This window comes from Spirosoma sp. 48-14, assembly GCF_001898575.1.
GTDB lineage: Bacteria > Bacteroidota > Bacteroidia > Cytophagales > Spirosomataceae > Spirosoma.
In genome coordinates this window covers 323,215-350,204 of sequence record NZ_MKUD01000063.1, presented here as the reverse complement: position 1 = coordinate 350,204, position 26,990 = coordinate 323,215, and the positions used below count along the sequence as shown (strand labels likewise).

Sequence of the window (26,990 nt, the reverse complement as noted above, 5' to 3'; positions counted from 1 at the left end):
TTCGCTTTTTCTTCTTTCCCGTACTCGTCTACTCCGCTCTTAAGCTTTTTACCGGACTCATTAAAGCTGCCTTGATACTTTGAAAACTTACCGTAATGAGCGCGATACCGATCACCAGTAGGCCGGCCAGGAAGAACATGCCCCAGGGAAGGTCGATACGATAGGCGAATCCGTCCAGCCATGTACGGACACCCCACCACGCCAAGGGCGATGCAATGATAATGGCAATCAGAACCAGCACCAGAAAATCTTTCGAGAGCAGAGCGACCAGGCTGGCGACGGAGGCTCCAAGCACTTTTCGAACCCCGATTTCTTTCGTTCGGCGCTCGGCGGTAAAGGTGACGAGGCCAAAAAGACCCAGGCAGCTAATCAGTATGGCTATGCCTGTTGCCAGTGTAATGAGTTTGCCCAGGTCACGTTCCTGACGGTACAGGTCGGCAATCGATTCATCAACGAATTTGGGTTCAAACGTTTCACCCGGATACGTACTGGCCCAGAGCGTTTTTATTTGCGCCAATGTCTGGTCGAATGAAGCGGCCCCGGTCTGCCTGAAGCGCACATTGAATATATGCAGATTTGATTTCTGGCTCATCAGGGCCGTCGGCTGTATGGTAGTGTGTAGTGAACGGTGATTGAAATCCCGGATAACACCAACAATCGGCATTTTGGCCAGCATCTTTCCAATGGCTTGCGATGGTTTTTGATACCCCATATGCCGGGCCAGGGTTTCGTTGATGACAAATTCATTGGCGGTATCGCTTGCCATCAGATTTCGACCAGCCAACAGCTTTAGGCCATATAGTGCGATGAAGCTGGTATCCACTTCCTTGCGGTATACATTCACCTCCGACTTGCCCTTTTTACCTGTATATTCCAGCGTAGAGGTGGAATAACCACCCGAGAGGGGTGTCTGATTGGCCAGACTTACTCGTTCGACACCCGCCAGTGTACGAATTCGGTCGGCGAGCGTAAACCGAACATCGTGGTGATCGCCATTGAAAAACGAACTGGTTGGCGTGTGAAACGTAACGACGGCTTCGCGCTGAAACCCTTGGTCGGAGTTGATCATAAACCGAAGTTGCTTTCCCACCAGCAACGCGCCGATGATAAACACCTGCGCTACGGTAAACTGACCGACAATCAGCCCCTTTCGCAAAAGCGCATTGCCCGTTGCCTGCCCTGTCTGGTTTCGCAGTGTAACGACTGGCGACAACCGGGCCAGCAGCGTACCCGGATAAAAACCGGCCAGTAAGGCCGTAAACAGGGCTACGCCCATCAGGAACAGATACAGACTGGGCCGGGTATAATCAAGCACCACACCTTTCGGGATTATTTCGCCCAGATACGCTATCGCTCCCTTCGAGAGTAGCATAGCCAGACTTGACGCCAGCAAGGTAAGCAATAGGGTTTCGCCCAGAAACTGCGCCATCAATTGGCTCCGTTCGCTACCCAGCGATTTACGAATACCAATTTCCTTCGCCCGTTGTGTCGATTGAGCCGTTGCCAGATTGATGAAATTGATACAGGCCAGCAGTAAAAGAAACCCACCCACTAAGCCCAAGATGAGTAAGGTCGGCTTATGGGCAATGTGATGGCCGCTGGCATAATCGGCATTGAAATGAATGTCGGACAATGGCTGGAGTAACAGCCAGCGGTCGCCCGATTCTTCACTGGGTGGTACGTTGGCTGTTACTAGTTTGGTCACCTGCTCGCCAAACCGTTTGGGGTCGGTGCCGGGTATTAGTTTGAGCAGGCATTGCGACGACGAGTTGGTATTGTTCCATTGGCCGAACCCCAGATTGTCCCGCCGTTTTTTGCTGCTGGTTTGTGTTGTCAGGGAAATAAAGGCCTGAAAATCAAAATCACTGGGCGTGTGAAGGTCTTTTATCAAGCCTGAAACGGTCAGCATCAAGGTGTCTTTGTATTGTTCCCCAATCAGTTGACGGCCGATTAGGGCTGGACTGGCATTACCAAAATACAACCGGGCCTGCTTCTCGGTAAGAATAACCTGTCCGGGCTTCGACAGCGATGTTTTAGGGGAACCTGCCAGCCACTCACGGGGTAGAATCTCGAAAAAAGCTTCGGTCGTACTGACCATCCATTCCCGCTCGTTCTTTCCGGCCCGAACCTGAAGCGGTTCCTTACCCGGCTGCGGAACATCAACAACCTGAAAACTCCCTGTGTGAAACGGTGCTACGGTTCTGACACCCGCCAGTTTGGTTCGCACCACTTCCGGGATAGGCGCCGATAAGCCTGAATTGTAGTAGAAATCGTCCCCGAACTTGAATTTGGACACGAGTCGGTAAACTTGCTCCCTGTCAGGCACTCGTTTGTCGAAACCCAGTTCGAACTCTACGATGAGATAAATGACCAGACAAGATGCAATGCCTACCGATAGCCCCGCTACGTTAAGGAGGGTGGTCAGCCGATTACGACTCAGATTGCGGATAGCGATTTTGATATAGTTAAGAAGCATGGGGTCAGGTGGTATGTAGAGACGCAATCCCTTGCGTCTCCTGTGCGTCAGCCTAAACCATCCGGTCATGAGACGCAAGGGATTGCGTCTCTACAGTAGGTCATTCTGCTCGTAACGATTTCACCGGATTCATCAGCGCGGCTTTGATGCTCTGGAAACTCACGGTCAACAGCGCAATGCCGACGGCCAGTACACCCGCCAGTACAAACATCCACCACTCGATGTCGATCTTATAGGCGAAATCAGCCAGCCATCGGTTCATGGCGTACCAGGCCACCGGACTTGCCAGCACAATGGCAATAGCCACCAGCTTCAGAAAATCTTTGGAAAGCAGACCGACGATACTTGGAACACTGGCACCCAATACTTTCCGAACGCCAATCTCTTTGGTGCGCTGTTCCGCCATAAACGTTGCCAGGCCAAACAGTCCCAGGCAGGCTACAAAAATGGTTAGTCCGGCAAAAAGGCCCAGAATGCGCCCGGTTTTCTGTTCGGCCAGATAGGTATTGTTGAAGCGTTCCTCCAGGAACGAGTAGGCAAATGGCGCTTCGGTGGTCAGTTGCTCCCATTGCTTTTTCAGCGAAGCCAATAGGCCATGGATGTCTTTGGTTTTGATCTTCACAATGACAGCGCCAGAATTACTACCCAACATCATAACCAGGGGAGAAATGGCTTCGTGCATCGAGCGAAAATGAAAATCTTTTACTACACCAATAACTCGATAGGTTCCGATTTTTCCGTCGTTTTCGGTATGGGTAATGGTGTGCCCAAGTGCATTGCCGTTCCAGCCAAACGTTCGGGCGGCCGTTTCGTTCAGGATTACCCCCGACGAATCGGTACCGTAAGCTCTGGAAAAATTGCGTCCATAGGCCATCTGCATGCCCAACGTCGGAATGTAATTGTAATCGACCTCGTACCGAAGCGTTTTAACCAACTGTGTTGAGTTAGACTCGGGGTAACTAATGTAATTGTTGTTATAGCTCGGCCCCGCTGGTAGGTATCCCGATGTGCTGACATTGACCACCCGAGGGTCCTGCATGACCATATTGCGGAACACCTCTGCCTGTTTACCAAGCTGCCAGGTTTCGGGCAGTACCAGCACCTGGTCTTTATCGTAGCCCAGTCGTTTGTTCTGAATGTAGCTGAGTTGCCGATACACGACCGTTGTGCCAATCATCAACGTAATCGAAATAAAAAACTGAACCACTACCAGTCCGCTTCGCAGCCCAATACTTTTTCGATCACCCGTAAACTTGGTGCCTTTCAGCACCTGAACGGGCCTGAACGACGACAGGAAAAAGGCAGGATAACTTCCGGCCAGCACACCTACTACTACGCCCAGCAGCAATAAACCTGGTAGAAGCCAGGGCTTGGTCGTAAAATTGAAGGTGAGTTCTTTGCCCGAAAGGTCATTGAAAAGCGGTAATGCCAGATAAACCAGCCCAACGGCCAGCACCAGCGCAATGGCCGTCAGGAGCAGCGACTCAATCAGAAACTGGTTGGTCAGGCTTTGGCGCACTGAACCCATCACCTTCCGAATACCCACTTCTTTTGCTCGTTTCGAGGCACCGGCTGTACTCAGATTCATGAAATTAATACAGGCAATAACCAGCATAAACAGCGCAATAGCCCCGAAAATATAGACATACTGAGCATCGCCGTTGGGTTCCAGTTCGCCCGTCAGGTTCGAGTGCAGATGAATGTCGGTTAAGGGTTGCAATAGAAATCTAACGTCGTTGCCTTTCTGCCGGAACTGGCTCAGTGTCATACCAAAGGCTTGCTGAAGTTGTGCTGCCATATACTTGCTGACCATCTGCGGCAGCTTGGCTTCCTGCTTTGCAGGGTCGTATCCTTTGGCAAGTACCAAATACGTGTGATAGCTCGACGTCATCCAAGAAGGCGATTTCGCGTCGGAATCCCCGGCCATCGACACGAACATATCGAAATGGAAATGTGAGTTGACCGGAATTTTGTCGATTACGCCGGTTACCCGGAAGAGGGTATTCCAGCTTTTGATTGGTATCGATTTTCCAATCGGGTTTTCAGTACCGAAAAGTTGACGCGCCATCGCCTGGGTGATAACAGCCGTGTTGGGCTGGATCAGCGCTGTTTTGGCATCGCCCTGAAGCAGGGGTAGGGTAAATACCTGAAAGAAGTTGGAATCGACGAACGCAATTTGGTCATCCCGAAACGTTTTATCGCCCACCGTGATAGATGGTGCCCCGGCAGCCCGGATACGGGTTGCTTCTTCCACTTCCGGGTAGTCGGCTTTGAGCGTCGGAGCCACGGGTGGCATCACATTGGCCTCATTGATCTGTCCACCATTCGTAATGGCCTGAAAAACGACCCGCACAATCCGGTCGGCTTTTTCGTTGTAGCGGTCGTAGCTGAGTTCATTGAACAGGTACAAACTGATGAGCAGGCACGTTGCCAGGCCAAGGGCCAACCCGACAATATTGATGGCTGAGAAGGCCTTGTTGCGAACCAGATTCCGCCAGGCGATTTTGATATAGTTAAGGAGCATCTTATGGCGTTTTTGTTATCTTTGATAAAAAACTTCGTTGCATTATGGAGGCCGTCATTGATCAACCCACCGAATTCGAAGACGAAAAAATGTCCAGTTTAAATCATTCTGAATTACAAAGCCATCTGGCTTTTCTATTCAAGCTATCTTACCGTACGCAATACAGTATTTTCACGGAACTTGATCTTGAATTTGCTTCAGGTAAAACTCGTCCAGACTTATGCATATTTCCGAAACGGCACATAGACTGGCTAGCCGATGAAATTGTTGTACAGGATGTTCCACTTACGACCATCGAGATTCTCTCTCCTGAGCAAAGCCTGAACAGCCTGACCGAACGCATCTATAAAAAGCATTTCCCGGCTGGCGTTAAATCGGTCTGGCTAGTGGTGCCTACGGTCCAAACGGTTTCGATTCTGCTGCCTGACCGTCGGCAGCTTAATTTTGCGAATGGCCTCGTTGCCGACCCCGTAACTGGCATCCAACTCCAGTTGAGCGAAATCTTTGAAGGCTAATCACTTCTCACTCTTCGGTACACCAATCTCTTTTTCGATACGTTTAATAAGCTGTTGCCGTTCCTGCTGCGACTTGTCGCGGGCGTTGAGCGTACGCTCGTAGGTAATGTCTTCACCGTCTTTTGTGAACCGATAGCGCAGGAATAGCTTGCCCGTCTCTGAGTCGTAATTCACTTCTTTGGTGTAGGGATTTTTGCCGCCAACTGCTACAGCCTGATTGCCGCCATTGCTACTCGTTATGGTCGGGCCATCGCTACTGATGATCGTGACGGACTCACTGCCATCAAAGCGAGGGGGTTTTGGTGTTTTAGGAGCCTTTGGTGCTACAGGAGCAGTCATACTGATCGAAGGCTCGGTGGGTGGAATCGGTGGTTCAGGCCTGCTGATGTGCAACGAGTCCAGAATGCGTTCGCGAAGGGCGTTGCGTTCGGCAAGATTTAAACCCGACACATTGAAATTCCGGTCATAATCGATCTTTTGCCCATCGACCGTACCATTTACGCGAATCGAGAGGGTCTTCTCATCGTCGTTAATGCTCGTGCTGAGCGACGAATGTTTCTGCGCCATCGCCAGTGAGCTTGCCAGCGCCAGTAGGATTGTGATATGTGTTTTCATAAATGTTTGTTAATGTAGAGACGCCATCCCTGGCGTCTCCTATGCGTCAGCAATTGTTTAAGCCAGTAATAACCATAGTAATGTCAATAACCGAAAAAACCATCCGGTCAGGAGACGCGAGGTGTCGCGTCTCTACATCATTCTGTTTTTAATGATTTTACCGGATTAACCAACGCAGCTTTGATACTTTGGAAACTGACGGTTATGAATGCAATGGTAATGGCCAGAATACCTGACACGGCAAAAATCCACCAGGGTATATCGATTTTATACTCGAAATTCTGCAACCACTTGTTCATAACATACCAACCAATGGGTGAAGCGATCACAATGGCAACAATCACCAGAATGAGGAAGTCTTTAGCGAGTAACAGCACAATGTTCGTCACCGAGGCCCCCAGGACTTTCCGTACCCCGATCTCTTTGGTTCGTTGTTGAGCGGCAAACGCGGCCAGGCCGAACAGACCCAGACACGAAATGAGGATGGAAATAATGGTAAAATAGCTCACAATTCGAGAAGTACGGGCTTCGGCTTCGTAATTCTTCTGAAAATCTTCATTGAGGAACGTATACGTAAACGGCTCTTCCGGGCGAAGGGATTTCCACTTTTGTTCCAGAAAATTTATGACGTTCGACATGTTGGCGGTGTTGACATGCACGATGATGTAATTGTAATTGGGACGGCTGCTCAACAGAAACGCGTACGGTTCAATGCTTTGCCGAAGGTCTTCGAAATGGAAATCCTTAAGTACGCCCATAATCTCGTACCTGTTTGTTTGGCCCTGCCAGTCGAACTGTAGTTTTTGCCCGATGGCTTTGTTTAAGGGAATATGGAATTTACGTAAGGTAGCTTCGTTGACGACGAGCCGGTTGCTGGTGTCGCCCGGAAACTGCCGGGAAAACATCCGGCCTGCCAGGAGTTTGAAACCCATCGTTGGCAGGAAATCGTAATCGACCCAGTTTGTTTTGACCTGATCGGCATTCATTGGCCCTTGGTCGGGTCGGTACAGTAAAAAATCACTGGCGTTGTTGATACCCGGATAATATTGGGTTCCGGCAGCGCCCGTAATCTGATTGTTGCGCAGAATTTCGGTGCGATAGGCGCTATAGACATCATGAGCTTCTTTGCTGGTCAGGGCAACGGCAATCTGCTGATCCTGGGTAAAACCGAGGGGCGTGTTGCGCAGAAAACGCATTTGCTCCTGAATCACAAACGTGGCTAGCACCAGCCCTACCGAAATCACAAACTGAAACACCACCAGCCCACGACGTAGCGCGACTGCGGATAAGGTATTGGCAAATTTGCCTTTCAGCACCTGCGCGGGATTGAACATCGACAGGTAGAAGGCGGGGTAACTTCCGGCCAGCAAACCCGTGAGAAGGGCAAGGCCGATGAACGTCAGAATAATGCGTGGTTCGAACAGTTCCAGCAACTGCAATGACTTATTAGTTAACTGATTGAAGATAGGCAGCAGGACGACGACCAGCGCCACAGCAATACCTAACGCCAGCAGGGATAATACCATCGACTCGCCTAGAAATTGCCCGATTAGTGAACCCCGTTCGGCGCCCATTACCTTCCGAACCCCAACTTCGGCAGCTCGTTTGGCGGAACGGGCCGTACTCAGATTCATAAAGTTGATACAGGCAATTAGCAGCGTAAACAGCGCAATGGAAGCCAGAATGTAGAGGTAGGTTGTGGTATTGGTTGGCGTAACAATGGTATTGATCTGATCGTAGAGGTGAATAGCAGATACCGGAACCAGAAACAGTTTTTTGTCGAAACCCACGTTTTTTAGGTCGTTGGCAGCATACTTCGCCATAAAGGCCGGAAATTTCTGGGTCAACTGAGCGGGGTCGGCGTTGGGTTGCAACTTCAGATACGTGACGAACATATTGTTGCAGCAAAAGTCCAACTTGGCGTTTCGAAGAAAACCGCCTACCCAACCAGCACTGAGAGGCAAAAAGAATTTGGCGTCGATGTGTGAACGGGCGCTTTCGTCGCGGTAAACACCTGTGACTTTGAAATCTTCACCACTGCCCGATGTACCACCAATTCGTATCAGTTTGTTCAGGGCGGGGCCATTGCCAAATAACTTATGGGCAATTTCTTCTGATAGCACTACAGAATGCTGGTCGATTAGGGCAGTATGGGCATTGCCTTCGGTAAACTGATACGAAAACAGGTCAAAGAATGTCGAATCGACCTGATAGCCTTTTGTTTCGTAGAAGGCCTTGACCGATTTCCCGTTTTCACGTACCTGCAACAACGCCTTATCGTCGATCAGGTTGATCCACAAGCGGGTTACCTGGTCAATTTCCGGGAATTCGGATTTCAGGGCAAATGCATAGGGAGCTGATGCGTTCGAGTTCTTGTCCATACTGGCCCCTTTGTTCCCCTTACCGATGATGGTTTCCTGAGCCATCAGATACAGCCTGTCCGCATGTTCCTGATGTTTGTCATACGACAACTCGCTGCGTATGTACAGCAGCAGGAGCATACAGCAGGTCATCCCGACCGAGAGCCCAAAAATATTGATCGCTGAGAACGACTTACTCCTCAGCAGATTCCGAACGGCGATTTTGAGATAGTTGAGAAGCATTGTTAAGCGTTTTGGTTAACTTTGATAAAAAACACGTGTTCGGACATGGAAGCAATTACAGAGCAATTATCTGACTATGAAACAGAACGCGGTAAACCTATGCCTAATCTTACTCACGGTGCTATTCAGGCTAATCTGGTTTTCGAACTTAAGACGGCCTACCGCAATGAGTACCGAATTGCCAGCGAGGTAACATTAGCTACCCTACCCGATGGAACTACGCCCGATGTTGTCATCTATCCTGCTATCATGCTAGACTATCAACATGAACCTGCTAAACGAACAGATGCTCCATTGGTCTGTATTGAAATACAATCACCTTCACAAAGTCTTGAACAAATGGTCGACAAAACAACTATTTACTTCGACTTTGGTGTAAAATCCTGTTGGATTGTGGCACCTGCTGTGCAGGGTATATTCGTTTATGATCGTCCTGGCCATTATCAGTTTTTCTACGAAGCTGATGTATTGCATGATCCTAATACTGGGTTTGAGCTAAATTTACCCGCCATTTTTGCATAAGAATTATAGGGCAGGGGGCGAGGTGCTGGGGTTAAGTTACTCCTTGCTCCCAGCACCTCGCTCCATGCTATTCTGATTTAAGTGATTTAATTGGATTCGTTAGGGCCGCTTTTACACTTTGGAAACTGACCGTCAGCAGGGCGATCAGAACCGTCAGGCCACCAGCCAGCGCAAATACCCACCACTGAATGTCGGTACGATAGGCAAAATCCTTCAGCCAGTTGTGCATGGCGTACCAGGCCACGGGTGAGGCAATAACCAGCGCGACCAGCACCAGCTTCATAAAGTCTTTTGAGAACAGGGCAACCAGACTGGCTTCCGACGCGCCCAGCACTTTTCGAATGCCAATCTCTTTGGTACGGGCTTCGGCCATAAACATCGACAGCCCAAACAGACCCAAACACGAAATCAGAATGGCGATGCCGGCAAACACGCTGAACAGGGTTTGTTGAGTTTGCTCACGCGCATAGAGCCGATCAAAGCGCTCGTCCAGAAACTTGTAATCGAACGGTTGTTGCGGGAAAAACTGTTTCCAGACCGACTCGACCCGCTGCACCGCTTCCGGCATATTGCCTTTGAGCGGTATCGATAGCCAGTTGAGCTGACCGGGACGCAGAATCATAGCCAGGGCTGCCATTTGCTGGTGAAGGGACTCAAAATGAAAGTCTTTCGTGACACCAATGATCTGGCCTTTAGCGGGGCCGTAGTGAAATGGTTTGCCAATCGCCTGCTCCGGTGTCCAGCCCAGTTGCCGAACGGCGGTTTCATTCAGAATAACCATCGCTGTATCGGTCGAATAGGTACGGGCAAAGTTGCGTCCAGCGGCCATGCTGATCTGGTAGGCTGGAATAAAATCGTAATCGACACTCAGCCCCCGCAGGTTGATTTTAACTGGAGCCATGGTGTCGCCTTTCATGGCCATAGCCCCGTATGAATCCAGCAGTCGGCCCGACGGTATCCGCGATGAGCGACCCAGATCGCGCACAGAGCCGGTTTGAACCAGTTGCTGTTTCAGTGTTTCATAGTTCGTGGTTGAATCACCCACATCACGGAGAATCAACACTTGATCTTTCGCATAGCCCAGTCGGTAATTCTGGATGTATTTCATCTGGTTGTAGACCACAGCGGTGCTGATGATTAGAACAATGGCGATGGAAAACTGGGTGATAACCAGCACTTGCCGAAGTTTTCCACTTCGTACAGTCGAGGCTATTTGTCCTTTCAGTACGCCCAGTGGCCGGAACGAGGTCAGGAAAAAGGCGGGATAACTACCGGCCACCAACCCTGTCAGGAGCGTAATGCCGACCAGAATGGCTAGAAAAACTGGATTTAGGAGTTGGCTGAACGATAGTTGCTTGTGGGTAAAATCGTTGAGAGCCGGTAATCCCAGCATGACCAGAAATACAGCAACGCCCAGGGCAAACAGGACCAGCACCAGGGATTCGCTCAGAAACTGACCAATGAGCTGGTTGCGCAAGGCCCCTACAACCTTACGCATACCAACCTCTTTGGCTCGCCCCGCCGAACGGGCAGTGGCCAGATTCATATAATTGATGCAGGCAATCAGCAAAATGAATAAACCGATGGCCGAAAAAAGATAAATATAAGTGATGTCGCCGGTGGGCTCCACTTCCGAATCAGTATGCGACCGAAGATGGATGTCCGTTAGTTTTTGCAGGTTCAATACCGACCAGGTAGATGCTTTTCGACCCTCTTCGGCTGGGACGTATTTGTCCTGGAAGGCTGGAAAACCAGCTTCAATCTGTTTAGGATCGACCGAAGCACCGTCATGTCCTGGTTTTAGCAATACATAGGTGTTGAAGGAATTGTTGCTCCAGTTGGTCCGTAAGCCTTCGGCTCCGTAAATCCGGTTGTCGTTCAGGGTCGAGAACGAAATCAGAAAGCCGGGATGGAAATGGGCCTGAGTGGGTAGTGGTTCGTACACACCCGTAACGGTCAGGTCGAACTGGTTATTGAACCGAACCGTCTTGCCCACGGGACTTTCGCTGCCGAAATATTTTTGGGCCATAGGCCGGGAGAACATGATCGAAAACGGATTGGCCAGTGCCTGATCGGGATTGCCACTAACAATATCGAAATCAAGTATTTTAAACAGATTCGCTTCGGCCAGAAAAATGTCCGGCTCATTGAACGAATGTTCGCCAACGCGTAACAGACCATTGCTTATGTCCAGCGTTCGGACAACCTGTTCAACTTCTGAAAAATCCTGTTTGATCAGAGGGCCAAAGGGTGGTGCGGCCTGCGCCAGTTTCAACGAAGGGGATCCATCCGATGTAAGAAACGTACGGGTAAGCCGGTAAGCTCGGTCGGCATGGGTGTTGTAGCGGTCGTAGCTGAGTTCGTCCTGTACATACAGGGCGATGAGCAGAAAACACGCCAGCCCGACGGCTACCCCAACAATGTTGATGAAACTAAACGTTTTGTGCTTCTGCAGATTACGAAAAGCGATTAGCAAATAATTGCGTAGCATACCAGCATCTGAAGTTTATTCATAAAAGATGCCCAAATGCCGTACCAGAAAGTTAAGAAGTTGATTGTCAGTGTTATATGTCTTGAGGCAATTGCTGTGTGTCCGTTTATGGACGCGATAAGTTCAGTTACGGACAGGGGTATGGAGTTCTAATCTTCTGATTTCGTAACTTTGGTACGGAGACTATCCATCAACTGAAATGACGACAAAACTCAATCCGGTACAATTACACCTGCTGCAATTGTTCTCACATGACTTGAGCCAAAATGAACTCAAGGACATTAAAGCCCTGCTGGCTGACTATTTTGTTAAAAAAGCAGATGAAGAAATGGTCAGATTGCAAGAACAGAAATCAATAACTCAAAAGGATATGGATGAGTTGTTAACCGCGCACCTCCGTACTCCCTACAAACAATAATGAGGGTCTTACTCGACACCAATATCATTTTAGTCATTACACCGTATTTTTCCGCTTATCGCTGGGTGTATGATGCGTTAAAGGAAGGACAGTTTGAATTAGTGGTATCAACCGAGATCTTGGCTGAGTACGCTGAACTACTCGAACGCCACTATTCAGCCACCTTCGCCGAGCGGACTTTGTTAGCTTTAGATAATTTTCCAACAGTGATTCGGGTAGAGCCCGCATTTCGATTCCTGCTTATTCCGAACGATCCCGACGACAATAAATTCACCGATGCCGCTATAATTGGAAATGCCGATTATATAATAACGAACGATGGCCATTTTGGGCACCTGCCTACTATTCCTTTTCCTAAAATTGATTTGCTGTCGTTCGATGCTTTTTGCTCTCTGCTTAAGAAGTTGCTTCAGTGAGTCAATGTACAGCGTTTTGCTTGGGTAGGGTGAGGGCAACTCCCTTCATCTGATGGGGAAAATGGTTAATAGCAATTAAAACTGATTTTTCAACGCCAGCGTGGGGTATACCTGAATCCGGTTTTCGTTTGTTAAAGTGTGATAAAAGAGGTTAATGCGCGAGCCGACAGAAACCGTTTTGCCTACTTTAACCCAGCATTGAGGATCGCCAAAGAATGCTACTTTTTTACCAGCCAGCCCTTTCGTAAAATCATTACCCTGATTGCGGTTTTCACTCCAGGCCACCAGGCTCCCGGCAATCATGAGCCGATAGTTGAAAAAGCCTTTTCCGAAATAAAACGTTAGCTGTGGATCGTAGCTTGGCTTCAGAAAGGCATTGTATCGATACACCAGACTCGTACTGAACCAGGCACCACGCCATTGAAACGGATAGGCAGCTCCCACGCCAAACGTATTGGTGAGGTAATACCCAAAGGATGGCGGTGCTACCCCTAGACCGCCACTGTAGGTGAGTGCCAGATACACCTTTGGCCGCCAGAACCGCAGATTCCGGGATACCTGTACGAAAAGCTGCCCGATGTTGTTATTTTCGCCCGAAAAGTCGGTCTGCATTTTCAGGAGAAACGAGCCGGTGGAGTCATTGCTCTTGAAGTACTCAAAAGAAAGGGAGGCAAAATTCGTTCGGTTCAACGTAGGGTCGAGCGAATGGCGGAAATCATAATGAAGTTGAAGCTGTTGCGCTTTGCCAGCCAGCATAATCAGACAGAAAAAAAACAGAAGAAGCGTTTTCATCGACGACGAAATTGTTTCGGCAAAACTTCGTCGCATGGGCTGAATCGGGCGGAATTAGGGCGGAAACGTCGCGGAAATGTGAATTCTGTAAAAATGCACAATGGATAATGCACAATGCATAATGAAAAGTGTATGCTAATTATCTATCATTCATTGTACATTATCCATTATCCATTTACATAGCGTATGTATAGAGACGACTTCGATAGGCGGGCGTTTGCCGAACTAATGGATGCGGTGGTCAGAAAATGCTTCGACCATCCGCTGAAAAGCCCATTGTCGGAGCCGGAGAGTAAACACCTGAGTACCGAGATCGAAGAACGAACCGGGTTGGTGATCGGCTGGCGAAGCATTAAAAACTATACGGCTTTTGTCTTGAATCCTTCGACCAGCAAGCAGGAGAATCCGTCCATAGCTACGCTCGATACCCTGGCGCGTTATGTGCTCGACGCGCCCTCCATTACTGAAGCCGAACGAAAAAAAGCGGGAGAGAACTTTTCGCATTGGTTTCGATACCGCGAACAGATAGGTACACCAACACTGATTAAGACAGCCAATATGGAGCCGAAAAGGTCGGGCGATGGCTGGCTCGTAGCGGTTCTACTATTGATCGTGCTGGTGGTAGGGTACTTGTTTTTTCATCAGTCAAATCTGGAGCAGGTTCAGGAAGATTTTCGCAATACATCCGATGCCTATCTCAGCCAGAGCGGTTGGACGGTACAACATAAAAATGAATCCTACTGGAAACGACGGAATGAAAGCCCCGGACGTCTGACACTGTTTACGCTAAAGGGGGATAATTGGCCTAAGACTGGCGAGACACCACGCGTACAGAACCTGCTGATTCGCGAAATCAGGAATGATTGCTTCCGAACCGAAATGCACATGACAGATTTCGTTCCTATGGGCAATTGGCAGCAGGCGGGTTTGCTGCTGATGGAAGATACCCTGTTTACGGGTAAAAGCATCCGGTTGTCGCTCTCGTACAACGATTTTTTCGGGGGCTTTCATCGTCCGGCCGAGATTCTGATTCAGGCTATTTCGTCGTATGGGAAAGCGGATGCCAATCTGGAAGAGTTTATCCATCAGCCTCTGTTTCATATCAGTAATGCTGAAGAGCGTCGTATTGCCGACACCAACCTGAAAAACTTTGCCTTTCGAATCGAAAAACAGGGGCGGAAATTTCGGATACTCTACTCCGCCAGTCCGGTCGACAACTTTTCGTTTAAGGAGCTAACTACGTACGAATTTGACATCGCCCCGAACTATATAGGTCTGTTTGCCCTCAAAGGCTATGTCGATTCGACGGCGGTAGCACCCGTAAAAGTCCGCTATTTTCGACTGGATGGGCAGTCGTGCAACTAATACGATAACGACCGTCAGTATGATCCCATCGGGGCCCTGCCGCTAACTTCTTGATTAATTCTGGTCTGTTGAAAGAGGGGTCTCCAGCCGTTGCTTCAGGATGTGAAGCGTTGTGTTCCAATAGAATTCGAAGTGTTTGTAGATGGCGTAGGTCGCGAACTGGCTTTGCCGAAATATAAGAATTGTCTGATCGGCATGTGTATCCAATGAAAACTCGATGATCGAATAGTTTTCGGGCGCGTCGGCAATTTCGGATAACGTACTCCAATAAGTATACTGGAGGGTGCGCTCTGGGATATACTGCAAAACGGTCCCCTTATTGTCAAAACGAATCCCATGGAAATCTCCCTGGATACGGATCTGACTGCCGACGCTCCAGTCGGTATAGATCGCAACATCGGAATCCCACATCCATCGTTTTATCAAATCGGGTTCCGTCAGCGAATCCCACACGGTTGAAAGGGGAGCTTTAATGGGCACTGTCCTATATACTATAGCGTTAGGCTGCATGGTTGGAATAGGTATTTCTTGTCCGTCGATTCAGGATTTATAACTAGCTTAAGGCTAAATAGGCTTCATTTTGCTAGGAGTGGACGCTCAATGAAAACGGGCTAATTTTGCGGAAAAATGGGTGATCATAGCTTCAAATCTTGTCCTGATACGAGTTTTGTCTAATTTATTTTAATTAATCAGGTTATTTTTTAAAAAAATTTATTTTGTTTTAGGTAATTAAAAAAATATATTAATATTGTCTGTAATTAAACTTAACTGAAGATTTAATAGCTTTTTCTATGGCAAAAACTGTACTTAGGCTTATTATCCTACTGTTGGTAATAAGTAGCCCCGTACTGGCGCAGACCATTTCGGGTAAAGTTACCACAACAACAGATGGACAACCCTTGCCGGGTGTTTCCATTGTGGTAAAAGGGTCCAATTCGGGAACCGTGACGGATGCACAAGGTAAATACAGCATTGCGTCTGGTCGGAATAAAACACTGGTGTTCTCTTACATTGGCTACAAAACCAAAGAAGTAGCCATCGACAACCGGACAACGGTCGATGTAACGCTGGAAGAAGATGCTACGATGCTGAATGAATTTGTTGTTACAGCGTTGGGTATCAAAAAGGAGGAACGGGCATTGGGCTATGCCACAGCGATTGTGAACAACGATCAATTGGTGAAAACGGCTACCCCGAACTTTGCTACTGCTCTGTACGGAAAGGCCCCAGGTGTAACTATCAACGCAACACCGGGTGGTGCTACTAGTGCTGTCAACATCAATATTCGTGGTCTGTCTTCGATTACGGGTAATACCCAGCCACTTATTGTAATGGATGGTATCCCCATTCGGAACGGCGAAGCCCGAAACAACGATTACTGGGGCGACCAGCGGATTCGGGGTAATGGTATCCTGGACCTGAACCCAGCCGATATTGAAAACCTTTCGATCCTGAAAGGTGCTTCGGCAGCCGCCCTGTATGGCTCTGAAGCCGTAAACGGGGTTATTCTGGTTACGACCAAAAGTGGCAAAGGCCGGAAAGGACTGGGCATCGACTTCAGTGCCAGCTATAGTGTCGATAATATCGCCTATCTGCCCCGTTATCAAAATGTTCGTGGTCCTGGCTATATGCTGAACTACAACAATGGCGGACAGGATGCCAACGGATTCATCTATTACGACACCAATGGTGATGGTAAAGGCGATACACGTGGGCTGCTTAACGCGACTGTTAACTTCGGTCCCAAATTCGATGGTCAGCCTGTCATGGCATTCGATGGTGTGATTCGTCCATACTCGGCATCCAACAACAGCTACGCCGATCTGTTCCAGAGTGCAAACAGTGCCAACATTAACCTCTCGATTTCGAAGGCTACTGAAAACTCGTCGCTCCGTTTTTCGTATACCCGCCAGGATAATGGCATGATCAGCTACAAAGCGAAAAACGAAAAGAACATCATGAACCTGAATGCCAGCTTCAATGAGAGTAAGAATCTGAAGACGGATCTGGTCGTGAACTACATCAACCAGTACACGCACAATCGCCCGTACAAAGTTGACCGGATGATCAACAACTTCTCCGGGATGATGAACCGCTTCGAATCGGCCGATTGGTATTTTAACAAGTATCAGACCAGCCTGGGGTATAAATATGTAACGGGTACCAACCAAAGCCTGACCCCGAACGAGAACATCATTCGGAACGGATTCAAAACGGACATTGGTGATTATGTATGGAGTACGCGGGCCAATACCTACGATGAATACAGCAACCGGATCATTGCCAGCATCACCCAGAACTGGGAAATCGTACCAAACCTGAACCTGCGTGGGCGTGTAGGAACCGACTTCACCTCGGAGCGTATCGAAGATAAGCAACGTAGCTCGATTCCGCTGGCGTTTGGATACTCGGGTTCGTTTGGGCTGAGCAACAACCTGTATAGCAATGTCTATACCGACGTGTTGTTATCATACACCAAAAAGCTGAACGAAGATATTACGCTTTCGGCCATGGGTGGTTACAATGCCTATAAGCAGTTGAATACGTTGATGACTCGGTCGACCAATGGTGGTTTGAGCACAGAGAACTTCTTCGATCTGTCGGCTTCTGTAAACACGGTAGGTGGTAGCAGTTCACGGGATCGCTGGGTGCGCGATGCTTTCCTGGGTACGGTGAATTTCAACTATAAAGACGTTATCTACGTAGAAGGAACGTTGCGTCGGGATAAAACATCGACGCTTGCTCCTGGCAATAACGCGTTCGTTTACCCCTCTGTAAACTCGTCGTTTATTATCAGCGAATTGTTGAAACTGCCTACAGCTATCAGCTATGCCAAACTGCGGGCATCGTACGGTATCGTGGGTAACTACCCCTCTATCTATCGCGCCAACAATGCCTATACGCAGGGTAACCTGAACGTACAGCAGTCGGGCGGAAGCTCTGTATTGTATACGAACATCAGCAGCGATTATGGCAACGACAAAATTCGTCCTGAGCAGAAGCGCGAGTTTGAATTTGGTTTAGAGACCCGTCTGTTCAAAGATCGGTTACGTGTCGACCTGGCTTACTATAATGCACAAATCGTAGATCAGATCCTGCCGCTGACTATTGCTGCTTCGACGGGTGCTAAATCGGTACTGGCAAACATCGGTACATTGCGCAACCAGGGTCTGGAAATGGCGTTGAACATCGCTCCAATTCGGACGAGCGACTTCCGCTGGGATCTGACATTGAACCTGGCCAAAAACACGAACAAGGTCGAGAAACTGGCCAATGGTTCTACCGAGCTTTTGCATGCTGATTACGACGGTAATGCTGCTCAGCTTCGTTCGGTTGTGGGTCAGCCAATGGGCGACATCTACGTGCATGGAATCCTGACCAATGCACAAGGCCAGAAAATTGTTGGTCCGAACGGTATCTATCAACTGGATGGCAACAACTGGATTAAGGCTGGTAATGCTATGCCAAAACTGACGGGTGGTTTGCTGAATAACTTCACCTACAAAGGATTTACGCTGGATGTGATCACCGACTTCCGTTTCGGGGGTGCTATCATGCCGACGGGTATCAACTGGATGACCTCGCGTGGGTTGACCGAAGAAAGCCTCACCGCGATGGATGCTGAACATGGTGGATTGTCGTACTACATCGATGCCAACGGCAAGGGTGTGCAGACGACAGCAGCCGCTGGCCCTAACGGTCAAACCGTTTATAATGATGGTATGCTGATGGATGGTGTACTGGCTACTGGCGAAAAGAACACCAACATTGTTTCGCAGGCAGTTTACTACAACTCTACCTATAACTGGGGTGGACCACAGTATGGTAGTGCACGGTATGAGCTATACGTGAAAGACAACACCTACATCAAAATGCGGGAGCTTTCGCTGGGCTATCGCCTGCCTGTTGCACTTACCCGTAAAATCGGTACGCAAAACCTGACGTTGTCGGTATTTGGCCGGAACCTGTTCTTTATCTACAGAACCATCAAGGATATGGATGCTGAACAGGCCAACACCGGAACCCGCTGGACTGATAACATCAGCAACGCAGGTAACAACCCATCTTTCCGTACAATGGGCGTCATGCTACGGGCTAGCTTCTAATCTCTTAATGCAATCATGAAAAAGAAACATATATCATTACTGCTTTTATCAGGAATGCTCCTGGCAAACGTAGCCTGTAAGGACTCTGAGTTTACGGAAGCCTATCCTGATCCTGCGAAGATTTCGACCACAACGGTTGAAAAGCAATTCACCGGGGTTCTCTATGCCAGCCGTGATTACGTGCTGCCAGGTTATCGGTTTTACTTCGTTACGTTGCGTACTTCTCTGAACCGTTATAACCAGGCTGTGGGCTGGCCTAATGAGTCGGGCCAGTATGTGCCAGGTTCGTCGGGTGTGGAAGATGTCTGGTATAACTACTACAACGTACTGGCGCAGTATCGTGAACTGCAGAAAGTATATGCTACAAAGCCAGCCGATCAGCAGAAAGATCTTCGCATATTCATGCTGAGTGCTGCGGTGTTTGTCTATGATTATACCGCCAAGCTTGTCGATCTGTTCGGGCCGATCCCCTTCAGCCAGGCTGGTTTATTAAGTACGAATGGTGGAGAATACCAGACGTCGAGTGCTAAATTCGATACGGCCGATGGGATCTACTCCTTCCTGCTGGACGATCTGAAAAGCATCGCCACCGAAATGAACGGGATCTCGCTGAACGCTGGTTATCAGAAGTCGTTCCAGACGCAGGATTTCCTCAATAAAGGTGACCTGACGCTCTGGAAACGGTATACCAACTCCCTGCGTTTGCGTCTGCTGAACCGGGTTTCGGATGTAGATGCTTTCAAGTCGCGTTCAAACTCAGAAATCGCTGAGATCCTGGGTAGCCCAAGTACCTATCCGGTTGTGGAAACAAACGCACAGAACATCCAGATGAACGTCTATGATCTGAACACCGATATCAATTCTAAAGGATTTCAGAGTGGGATTGAAGGCGATGGCTGGTATGGTAATACGGCTGGTAAGGCAATCATCGACAACATGAATGCCAATAGCGATCCTCGTCTGCCGCTGTTATTCGAGCCCGGTGCTAATGCCGGTGGGAAATACGTAGGTGTTGACCCACTGGGTACTTCGGCTACTCAGACAGCACAGATCAATGGTGGACAGATTGCGATCTATAACCGTTATACGCTGAGCCGTAACCAGTTCTTCCCTGGCATTTTGATCAATGCAGCCCAGGTTAATTTAATCAAGGCGGAATACTATCTGCGTGCTAATAATGATGCCGCTGCTAAAACGGCCTACGAAACGGCCATCACGCAGTCGGTTCAGTTCTACAACGGGCTTTTAGCACTGTCAAATGCAACGGGTATTACGGGTTCGGCGAAGCCCGCAGCCGCTACAGATGCCTCTATTGCGACTTACATTGCAGGCAATGGCGTAAGCTGGGCGAAAGCGGCTACGAATGCTGATAAACTGAAGCTGATTGCTACCCAGAAATGGTTGCACTATAACCTGGTTCAGCCTTATGAAAACTGGTCGGATGTTCGTCGGTTAGATTATCCTGTACTGAGCTTCTGGACCGATAACTCGAACAATCAGACGTTACCGCCCGTGAAGTGGACCATTCCAGGCAACGAAATCACGTACAACACTGCTAACTACGAGACCGTACGGGCTTCTGATAAGTTGACCACCAAGGTTTTCTGGGACGTAAAATAAGCAGTTAATACAGTTAAGTTAGAGTAGGTTTGGTTAAGTATAAAAAATAGGTAGGCTATTGGCCTGCCTATTTTTGTTGACGTTGGTTTTCCAGCACGAGCAGTTGCGGAAAGGTGGTAATACCTCTATATAGGAGCTGGGTCATTTCGCCAACCGTATGAAAATAAGAGCCGAGTACAATGTCGGTATCACCATCCTGATCAACGTCGGCGGCTTCCATCGTGAGCCATTTTCCATAAGCGGCTTCGGGCGTGCTGAAGGGTTTGAAGTTCAGCTTGCCTTCGTTCGAGAAATAAATAAAGCTCTGTTCGGGCTGTTCCAGCGTGGTATAAAAAGCAGTAGCTGCTATATCCATATCGCCATCGTTGTCGAAGTCGCGGGCAATAGCTTTGCTGGCTCCATAGATGGGGAAAAACCAGGCCTCTTTAAAATTATCTTTCCGGTCGTTGAGGTAGATGTGTACACCATGATAATTTTTATGGATGGCCGAATAGTCCCAGTTATCGCCATTGGTCAGTAAGATATCCAGAAAGCCATCCTTGTTGAAATCGACGAGTTCAACATAACTGGACCCAAACAAAGGTGAAAACCGCAAGACCGTTTTTTCGGCGAATTGACCTTTGCCCTGATTATAGAAGATGGTTACCTCTTCCCGCGCCTGGGCCATCAGCACCATAATATCGGGCTTTTTATCGTGGTTGAAATCGGCAATCTGTACGTTTCGGGCACCCGGTAATGCCTTCAGAACATGTTCTTTGGTAGGGTCGAACCCATCGTACCAAAACAGTTTTCCAGCATTGTTCCCAAATCCGCAGACGAGAGCATCCTGCCTGCCATCGCCGTTTAGGTCACTAGCGGTGAACTGAACCGGGCGGGGTAATCCTTTGATATTGATGGGAGAGGTGCCCGGCTTGGCCGACCGTTCCAAGGTCATTAGTCGGCCCAGGTGTTGATCGGACGGACTGAAGACACCGATAGTGAGCAGTCGTGGGGCCGCATTTTCGGGAAAATCTATGTCTGTCGGAGGGGTATCGATCCACCAGGTATTGACCAGTTGCAGGTTTTTGTCCAGCACATAAAGTGAATTCTGTGCATCGCCCACATACAATTGGCCCTTCCGGTTATCGTATTTTAACAACGTTGTTTGCGGTACCGATTTATCACCAATCGACAGAGCTTTCACCGTAAACAGCGGCAGGGTATTCGTTATCGATGGGTGAGGTTTTTGTGGTAAGGGTTCTTCGGGAGCTGTCTGTTCATAGTAGCTGACGATTTTTCCCCAGTCGCTCATCGACAGTACAGGTGTTTCCGGGTAAATATGTAGCGGCCTGATCGCATTTTCTTCTTCGGGCGAGAGCGCCTGGAGCGTATCCTGCCCTGGCAATTTAAGCCCCAGGCGCATGGCCATAACGGGCAAAACACGACCAGTCCAGGTTTTTTTATCCAGCAACTCGGGTTCTGGAACCAGGTGGCAACTTCCACAATAACGCGATGCCAGTTGTTTTCCGGTTAAGACCGAATCCTTAACCGCTTTTCCCTGGCGAACCGGAGCGAAATCCTGGTCAATACTGGCAAAAGAAGCAATGCCAACAGCGATAAAAAGAAGCAGACCCGTTTTTAAGGGAACCATCCAGCAATTCGTTTACAGAAACTAAGAAGAAAATCAGGTATCGGCGAACAGGCTTTCGAGCACATGCGCATGTGTACCTAACCACTTGGCCGCCCCATTTAGTTGCGTAACCTCGACCAGTAAATCATTGCGGAAGCCACTCAGGCAATGTTTATTAATGGCGAGCTTGATGGAATTGGTGATGAACAGAGACGCTTCGGCCAATACGCCATCGATTACGATAATCTCGGGATTGAACAAGGTAACGGCAATGGCCAGTCCTTTGCCAAGCTGATAACCCGTTTCATGTAGTTGATCGATGGCGAAGGTGTCGCCCTGGGCAGCTGCCTGGATCACGTGGCTGATAGTAATCTGGCCTGGATCGTCGTGGAAGACCGCTAGTTTGGTTACCTGGCCGGCCTGTACTTCTCGCTGTACTCGCTTGACGAGCGACGATGCGGAGGTCAATGTATCCAGACAGCCTATTTTTCCGCAATAGCATAACTCGCCCTGAGGAGCTACCTGGATGTGCCCCAGTTCGCCCGCAAAGCCCGAAGCGCCATGGAAAACCTCACCATTGATGATAATGCCCAAGCCCACACCCCAGTCGATATTGATGGTCAGCGCGTGTTGTTTACCCACACTACTCCCAAATCGATGTTCACCTAAAGCGGTGGCTTTGGTATCGTTAATCATAAACACAGGCCAATTCCACTGCTGTTCTAACCAGGCCGTAAGCGACTGATCGGGTAAAGCCAGGTTCGTATAGCTTAGGTTAAGCCCATGCTGTGAATCGATCAGGCCGGGTAACGATAGGCCAACACCGACGATGCTGGATTTATCAACACCTGACTCGGCAACGGCTTCATTAACGAACGATACCAGAAATTCTGAAAAACGCGGACTGTCTTCCAGGGCCATGTCGACACGCTGTTGAAAAATAATTTCCCGTAGTGGGTTAACCAGTAGCAAGGTGGTGTCGTGTGTGTTGCTATCCAGAATCACTGCGTAATGCCCTGATGGATTCAGACTGAAAAGGACAGGTCGCCGACCATTATTGCCTGATACTGTTCCGATGGTGTTGACCCAGCCATCATCTGTCAACTGGTCAATAATCTGCGTTGCCGACGGAATACTGGTATTTAATAATTCGGCCAGCTTTGCCAGTGTCAAAGACCCTTCCTGATACAGATGGAGAAGTGCCTTTTTAACCTGCTGATTTTTTTTGAAAGCAACGATGGAGCGTTTGGCGGCAAGAAGATTGCCTTCCGAGGTGGCAGATGAGAGCATATACGTTAACGACTCCTTGCTAGAGCGGTCGTTCAATTAGAAGCGAACAAGTCCTGTTCATTAATAAGACATAACCATGCCATTTCTATTGAAAAACTTAAAAAACTTAGCAAGTAAGTGTAGTTGAGCAATGTTTATGGCATTTCACTAACATAGTTAATAAATATTTTTCTTAATGCGGCCTTATTTTATAAAAAATTTAAAATCTAGGTATCTTTGTTCTAACTCACCCTGATCAAAATATTGTGAAGTCATCCTATCAAATCGTCGCCAATTTATTGGCCGTTTGCTGCATCGGCCTATTTTTTATTTGTTCTACAGAAGGAATAGCTCAGTCTTCTCCCAAACGATACGTACTCATTGGGTATGTAAGTGGGAATGGGTGGACCAAAGAGCAGATTGAAGCGCGCAAACTGACCCATATCAATTACGCCTTTACCGTACCGGCCCAAAACGGCGAATTTGCGACTATTTCCCCCAAAGACTCTGCCAATCTGGTGGCGCTAACGTCGCTCCGGGCTATCAATAAAGATCTGAAAATCCTGATCTCGGTCGGTGGCTGGGGCGGTTGCAAGTACTTTTCCGACGCTGCTTTAACCGACGCTTCCCGGCAGAAATTTGCGGCTAGTGCGGTGGCTTTCCTCAAAAAATATAAGCTCGATGGCGTTGATATCGATTGGGAGTACCCCGCTCAAATTGGTGCCGGAAACATTTTTCGGCCCGAAGACAAGGGCAATTTTACGTTGTTTCTCAAAGCAATCCGGGACCAACTCGACAAGCAGGGGCAACGTGATAAACGTACGGGCTCAAATCACTATCTGCTGACGGCCGCTACTGGGGGCGATACGGCTTTTGTGAGTCATACCAATTTGGGCGAAGCGCAACGCTACCTGGATTATGTAAACATCATGACCTACGATCTGTATCATGGCAATGACAAAGTAACCGGGCATCACAGTCCATTGGCGCAGTCGAAAAAGGGCGATCAGTCGCGTAACAGCTCTATGTCGGCTGTAGATGGACATATTAAGGCGGGTGTTCCGGCTCGCAAAATCGTTTTGGGGATTCCCTTCTATGGACGCGGCTGGTCCGATGTTCGTCCGGTCGATAACGGCCTGTATCAGCCGTCGACAGGAAAGCATTCCTTTCTTAGTCACGATGAACTGGTCGATAAGTACATCAACAAAAATGGGTTTGTACGCTACTGGGATGCCGATGCCAAAGCCCCCTATCTCTGGAATCCTACCTCACGCACCTTTATTTCGTATGCCGATACCGAATCCTTTATTCCTAAACTCAACTACGTGAAACAGAAGGGGCTGGGCGGGATTATGTTCTGGGAATACATTTACGATCTGAAACACAAAGCCCTGCTCGATACCGTTGTGAACGGCTTGAATTAACCTAATTCCTCCCACAAGATAGTATGAAGAGACAATCGTTTTACTCACGCTGTTATGCCTGGTTGGTGGCTAGTTGTCTGCTGCCCGGTACGTTGCTGGCGCAACAGCATTCCGAACAGAACCACACGCACTACATAACGCCTACAGATAGCCTGGTTCGCCAGAAACTCACACAGTGGCAGGGAATTAAGTTTGGGCTCCTGATGCACTGGGGAACGTATAGCCAGTGGGGTATTGTCGAATCCTGGTCGCTATGCCCCGAAGATGAGGGATGGTGCGTACGGAGAGGTCCATACGCAGCCAACTGGTACGACTACAAACGGGCTTACGAAAACCTTCAGACCACCTTCAACCCAACCGAGTTCAATCCCGAACGCTGGGCGACGGCGGCTAAAGAGGCTGGTATGAAATACGTGGTGTTTACGACCAAGCACCATGATGGGTTTTGTATGTTCGATACCAAGCAAACGGATTACAAAATTACCGATCCGAAATCACCGTTCTCGTCGAATCCACGCAGCAACGTCGCCAAAGAAGTGTTCAATGCGTTTCGGGCACAGAACTTTATGGTAGGAGCTTATTTTTCGAAGCCCGACTGGCATACACCCTACTACTGGGACCCCTATTTCCCGCCCAAAGACCGCAACGTATCTTACTCGCCCCAGAAATACCCGGAGCGTTGGCAGAAATTCAAGGATTTTACCTACAACCAGATTCAGGAGTTGATGACCGATTATGGTAAAATCGATATTCTCTGGCTCGATGGAGGCTGGGTACGCCCCCGAACAACCATCGACTCAACCATTAGCTGGCAACGTACCATACCCTACGATCAGGACATCGACATGGCGCGTATTGCCCGTATGGGTCGAAGCCATCAACCGGGTTTGCTGGTCGTCGATCGAACCGTTACCGGCGAATTTGAGAATTACGTAACCCCCGAACAATCCATTCCTGATTCGTACATGCCTATTCCCTGGGAGTCGTGCATGACCATGGGCGATTCGTGGTCGTATATTCCGAAAGAGAATTTTAAACCGACGCGTAAGCTAATTCATACATTGGTGGACATTGTAGCGAAGAACGGCAACCTCCTGCTGAACATTGCTCCCAGCCCCAACGGCGACTGGCATCCAGAGGCTTACCAGCGATTACAGGAAATTGGTGCCTGGCTGCGGATCAATGGCGAGTCGATTTACGACACTAAGCCTGTTGCGCCGTATCGGCAAAAGCAGTGGGCATATACGGGCAATGGATCAACGGTTTATCAGACGTACCTACCTGTCGAACAGGAAACACCAACGGCTACGCTAACACTCAGTTCGATTGTCAAGACAAGCAAGCCAACCATTAAACTACTGGGTTACGCCAAGCCGCTCAAGTATAGCAAATCATCCGACGGTTTTGTTGTTGTGTTGCCCGATGCAGCCCGTAAGTGGTTGCAATCACAACCCGCCTGGGTTTTCAAAGTGTCGGAGCGGTAACTTTATTTTGATCCTCGATTTTTAATCAACAATGCGAAAACTACTGGCCAGCCTGGCCCTCTCGTTCTTGTCAATCAGTCAACTGTGGGCGCAAACGACCCCGGAACCTGTTCGATCCTACACATTTACAAAAGGGCTGGTGGCGCTGACCGGTAGCCGATATGGTCGCGAAGCCATTTATACCGACCCGCTGGCCTATCGGCTGTATACAGGTTCGCTAACGGCCCCGGCAGAAGGTGCCGCATTCGGTACCGACGATCAAGGTCGTGCCATTAATTGGATTGCTGTAGAAGCCGATAGCCTGGGTCGGCTTCGGTTGCGGGGCAACAATCGGGGTAATGGAGGAGCACCGGCAGGACCGGGCGTGGTGGCCGGTAGTTTGCGGGGAGGTATCGGTGGAGGAGGTGGCTACACCTATCTGACCTACCCCTCATCGCGTGAACAGATGGCGTTGCTGACCATAAAAGGTAATAGTAACGTCTATGTAAATGGTGAACTGCACATGGGCGATGCCTATAATATGGGCTACCTGCACATTCCGATAAAGCTACGCAAAGGCTTAAATGAGTTTTATGTGCGGGGAATTATGATCACGGCCATTCTGGATTTTCCGAATAAGCCAGCATTGCTCAGTACCGACGACCCTACCTTACCCAGTATCCGGTTAGGCGAATCTAATGCCGCGTTACAAGGGGCCGTAGTGGTTGTCAATGCATCAACCAAACCCCTCACCGATCTGCA

Annotated in this window: 18 protein-coding genes and 1 pseudogene; 10 read left to right on the top strand and 9 right to left on the bottom strand. The window is 48.9% G+C overall.

The window, feature by feature from the left end; all coding sequences use genetic code 11:
* Nucleotides 1-28: 28 nt before the first annotated feature.
* Nucleotides 29-2,476: an ABC transporter permease gene (locus BGO59_RS28455; RefSeq protein ID WP_293689469.1), complete on the bottom strand. Its 2,448-nt coding sequence runs from the start codon at nucleotides 2,474-2,476 to the stop codon at nucleotides 29-31.
* A 100-nt stretch (nucleotides 2,477-2,576) separates the two neighbouring features.
* Nucleotides 2,577-5,000 (bottom strand): ABC transporter permease, encoded by a 2,424-nt coding sequence (locus BGO59_RS28450; RefSeq protein WP_293689466.1) that lies wholly within the window; start codon nucleotides 4,998-5,000, stop codon nucleotides 2,577-2,579.
* A 44-nt stretch (nucleotides 5,001-5,044) separates the two neighbouring features.
* Here BGO59_RS28450 and BGO59_RS28445 point away from each other — a divergent pair, with 44 nt between their 5' ends.
* Entirely contained in the window at nucleotides 5,045-5,515 is a 471-nt protein-coding gene (locus tag BGO59_RS28445) for a Uma2 family endonuclease (RefSeq protein WP_293689463.1), read from the top strand.
* Here BGO59_RS28445 and BGO59_RS28440 read toward each other — a convergent pair whose 3' ends face one another.
* Entirely contained in the window at nucleotides 5,516-6,130 is a 615-nt protein-coding gene (locus BGO59_RS28440) for a hypothetical protein (RefSeq protein ID WP_293689460.1), read from the bottom strand. It abuts the gene before it with no gap.
* 137 nt (nucleotides 6,131-6,267) lie between these two features.
* Nucleotides 6,268-8,733, bottom strand: coding sequence for an ABC transporter permease (locus BGO59_RS28435; RefSeq protein ID WP_293689457.1), 2,466 nt, complete (start codon nucleotides 8,731-8,733; stop codon nucleotides 6,268-6,270).
* 45 nt (nucleotides 8,734-8,778) lie between these two features.
* Here BGO59_RS28435 and BGO59_RS28430 point away from each other — a divergent pair, with 45 nt between their 5' ends.
* Entirely contained in the window at nucleotides 8,779-9,255 is a 477-nt protein-coding gene (locus tag BGO59_RS28430) for a Uma2 family endonuclease (protein ID WP_293689454.1), read from the top strand.
* Between the two features lie 67 nt (nucleotides 9,256-9,322).
* Here BGO59_RS28430 and BGO59_RS28425 read toward each other — a convergent pair whose 3' ends face one another.
* The gene (locus BGO59_RS28425; RefSeq protein ID WP_293689451.1) at nucleotides 9,323-11,746 is read right to left on the bottom strand and encodes an ABC transporter permease; all 2,424 of its coding nucleotides are present in this window, start codon (nucleotides 11,744-11,746) and stop codon (nucleotides 9,323-9,325) included.
* 199 nt (nucleotides 11,747-11,945) lie between these two features.
* Here BGO59_RS28425 and BGO59_RS28420 point away from each other — a divergent pair, with 199 nt between their 5' ends.
* Nucleotides 11,946-12,164 (top strand): hypothetical protein, encoded by a 219-nt coding sequence (locus BGO59_RS28420; RefSeq protein WP_293689448.1) that lies wholly within the window; start codon nucleotides 11,946-11,948, stop codon nucleotides 12,162-12,164.
* Complete coding sequence (locus BGO59_RS28415) at nucleotides 12,164-12,580, top strand: putative toxin-antitoxin system toxin component, PIN family (protein WP_293689445.1); 417 nt, start codon at nucleotides 12,164-12,166, stop codon at nucleotides 12,578-12,580. Before BGO59_RS28420 ends, BGO59_RS28415 begins: the two co-directional genes overlap by 1 nt.
* A gap of 75 nt (nucleotides 12,581-12,655) precedes the next feature.
* Here BGO59_RS28415 and BGO59_RS28410 read toward each other — a convergent pair whose 3' ends face one another.
* Nucleotides 12,656-13,372, bottom strand: coding sequence for a DUF5020 family protein (locus tag BGO59_RS28410; RefSeq protein ID WP_293689443.1), 717 nt, complete (start codon nucleotides 13,370-13,372; stop codon nucleotides 12,656-12,658).
* Between the two features lie 186 nt (nucleotides 13,373-13,558).
* Between BGO59_RS28410 and BGO59_RS28405 the strand changes: the two genes are divergently transcribed.
* Nucleotides 13,559-14,737: a hypothetical protein gene (locus tag BGO59_RS28405; RefSeq protein ID WP_293689441.1), complete on the top strand. Its 1,179-nt coding sequence runs from the start codon at nucleotides 13,559-13,561 to the stop codon at nucleotides 14,735-14,737.
* A 54-nt stretch (nucleotides 14,738-14,791) separates the two neighbouring features.
* Here the strand turns inward: BGO59_RS28405 and BGO59_RS28400 are convergent, their stop codons facing one another.
* Entirely contained in the window at nucleotides 14,792-15,247 is a 456-nt protein-coding gene (locus BGO59_RS28400; RefSeq protein WP_293689439.1) for an SRPBCC domain-containing protein, read from the bottom strand.
* Nucleotides 15,248-15,528: 281 nt separating this feature from the next.
* Between BGO59_RS28400 and BGO59_RS28395 the strand changes: the two genes are divergently transcribed.
* Both BGO59_RS28395 and BGO59_RS28390 read left to right on the top strand, forming a co-directional pair.
* Nucleotides 15,529-18,843 (top strand): SusC/RagA family TonB-linked outer membrane protein, encoded by a 3,315-nt coding sequence (locus BGO59_RS28395; RefSeq protein WP_293689437.1) that lies wholly within the window; start codon nucleotides 15,529-15,531, stop codon nucleotides 18,841-18,843.
* 15 nt (nucleotides 18,844-18,858) lie between these two features.
* Nucleotides 18,859-20,463, top strand: coding sequence for a SusD/RagB family nutrient-binding outer membrane lipoprotein (locus BGO59_RS28390; protein ID WP_293689435.1), 1,605 nt, complete (start codon nucleotides 18,859-18,861; stop codon nucleotides 20,461-20,463).
* Between the two features lie 67 nt (nucleotides 20,464-20,530).
* On the opposite strand, the gene BGO59_RS28385 is transcribed toward BGO59_RS28390, so the two are convergent.
* Together BGO59_RS28385 and BGO59_RS28380 are read right to left on the bottom strand one after the other, a co-directional pair.
* A complete protein-coding gene (locus BGO59_RS28385; RefSeq protein WP_293689433.1) occupies nucleotides 20,531-22,093 on the bottom strand; it encodes a VCBS repeat-containing protein in 1,563 nt (520 codons plus the stop codon).
* A 33-nt stretch (nucleotides 22,094-22,126) separates the two neighbouring features.
* Nucleotides 22,127-23,362, bottom strand: coding sequence for an ROK family transcriptional regulator (locus BGO59_RS28380; protein ID WP_293689431.1), 1,236 nt, complete (start codon nucleotides 23,360-23,362; stop codon nucleotides 22,127-22,129).
* Nucleotides 23,363-23,655: 293 nt separating this feature from the next.
* Here BGO59_RS28380 and BGO59_RS28375 point away from each other — a divergent pair, with 293 nt between their 5' ends.
* The 3 genes and pseudogenes from BGO59_RS28375 to BGO59_RS28365 all read left to right on the top strand — a co-directional run.
* Nucleotides 23,656-24,765, top strand: a complete 1,110-nt coding sequence (locus BGO59_RS28375; RefSeq protein ID WP_293689894.1) for a glycoside hydrolase family 18 protein — start codon at nucleotides 23,656-23,658, stop codon at nucleotides 24,763-24,765.
* Between the two features lie 23 nt (nucleotides 24,766-24,788).
* Nucleotides 24,789-26,249 (top strand): alpha-L-fucosidase, encoded by a 1,461-nt coding sequence (locus BGO59_RS28370; RefSeq protein ID WP_293689429.1) that lies wholly within the window; start codon nucleotides 24,789-24,791, stop codon nucleotides 26,247-26,249.
* Nucleotides 26,250-26,280: 31 nt separating this feature from the next.
* Nucleotides 26,281-26,990: pseudogene (locus BGO59_RS28365) on the top strand (alpha/beta hydrolase); the annotation flags it as partial.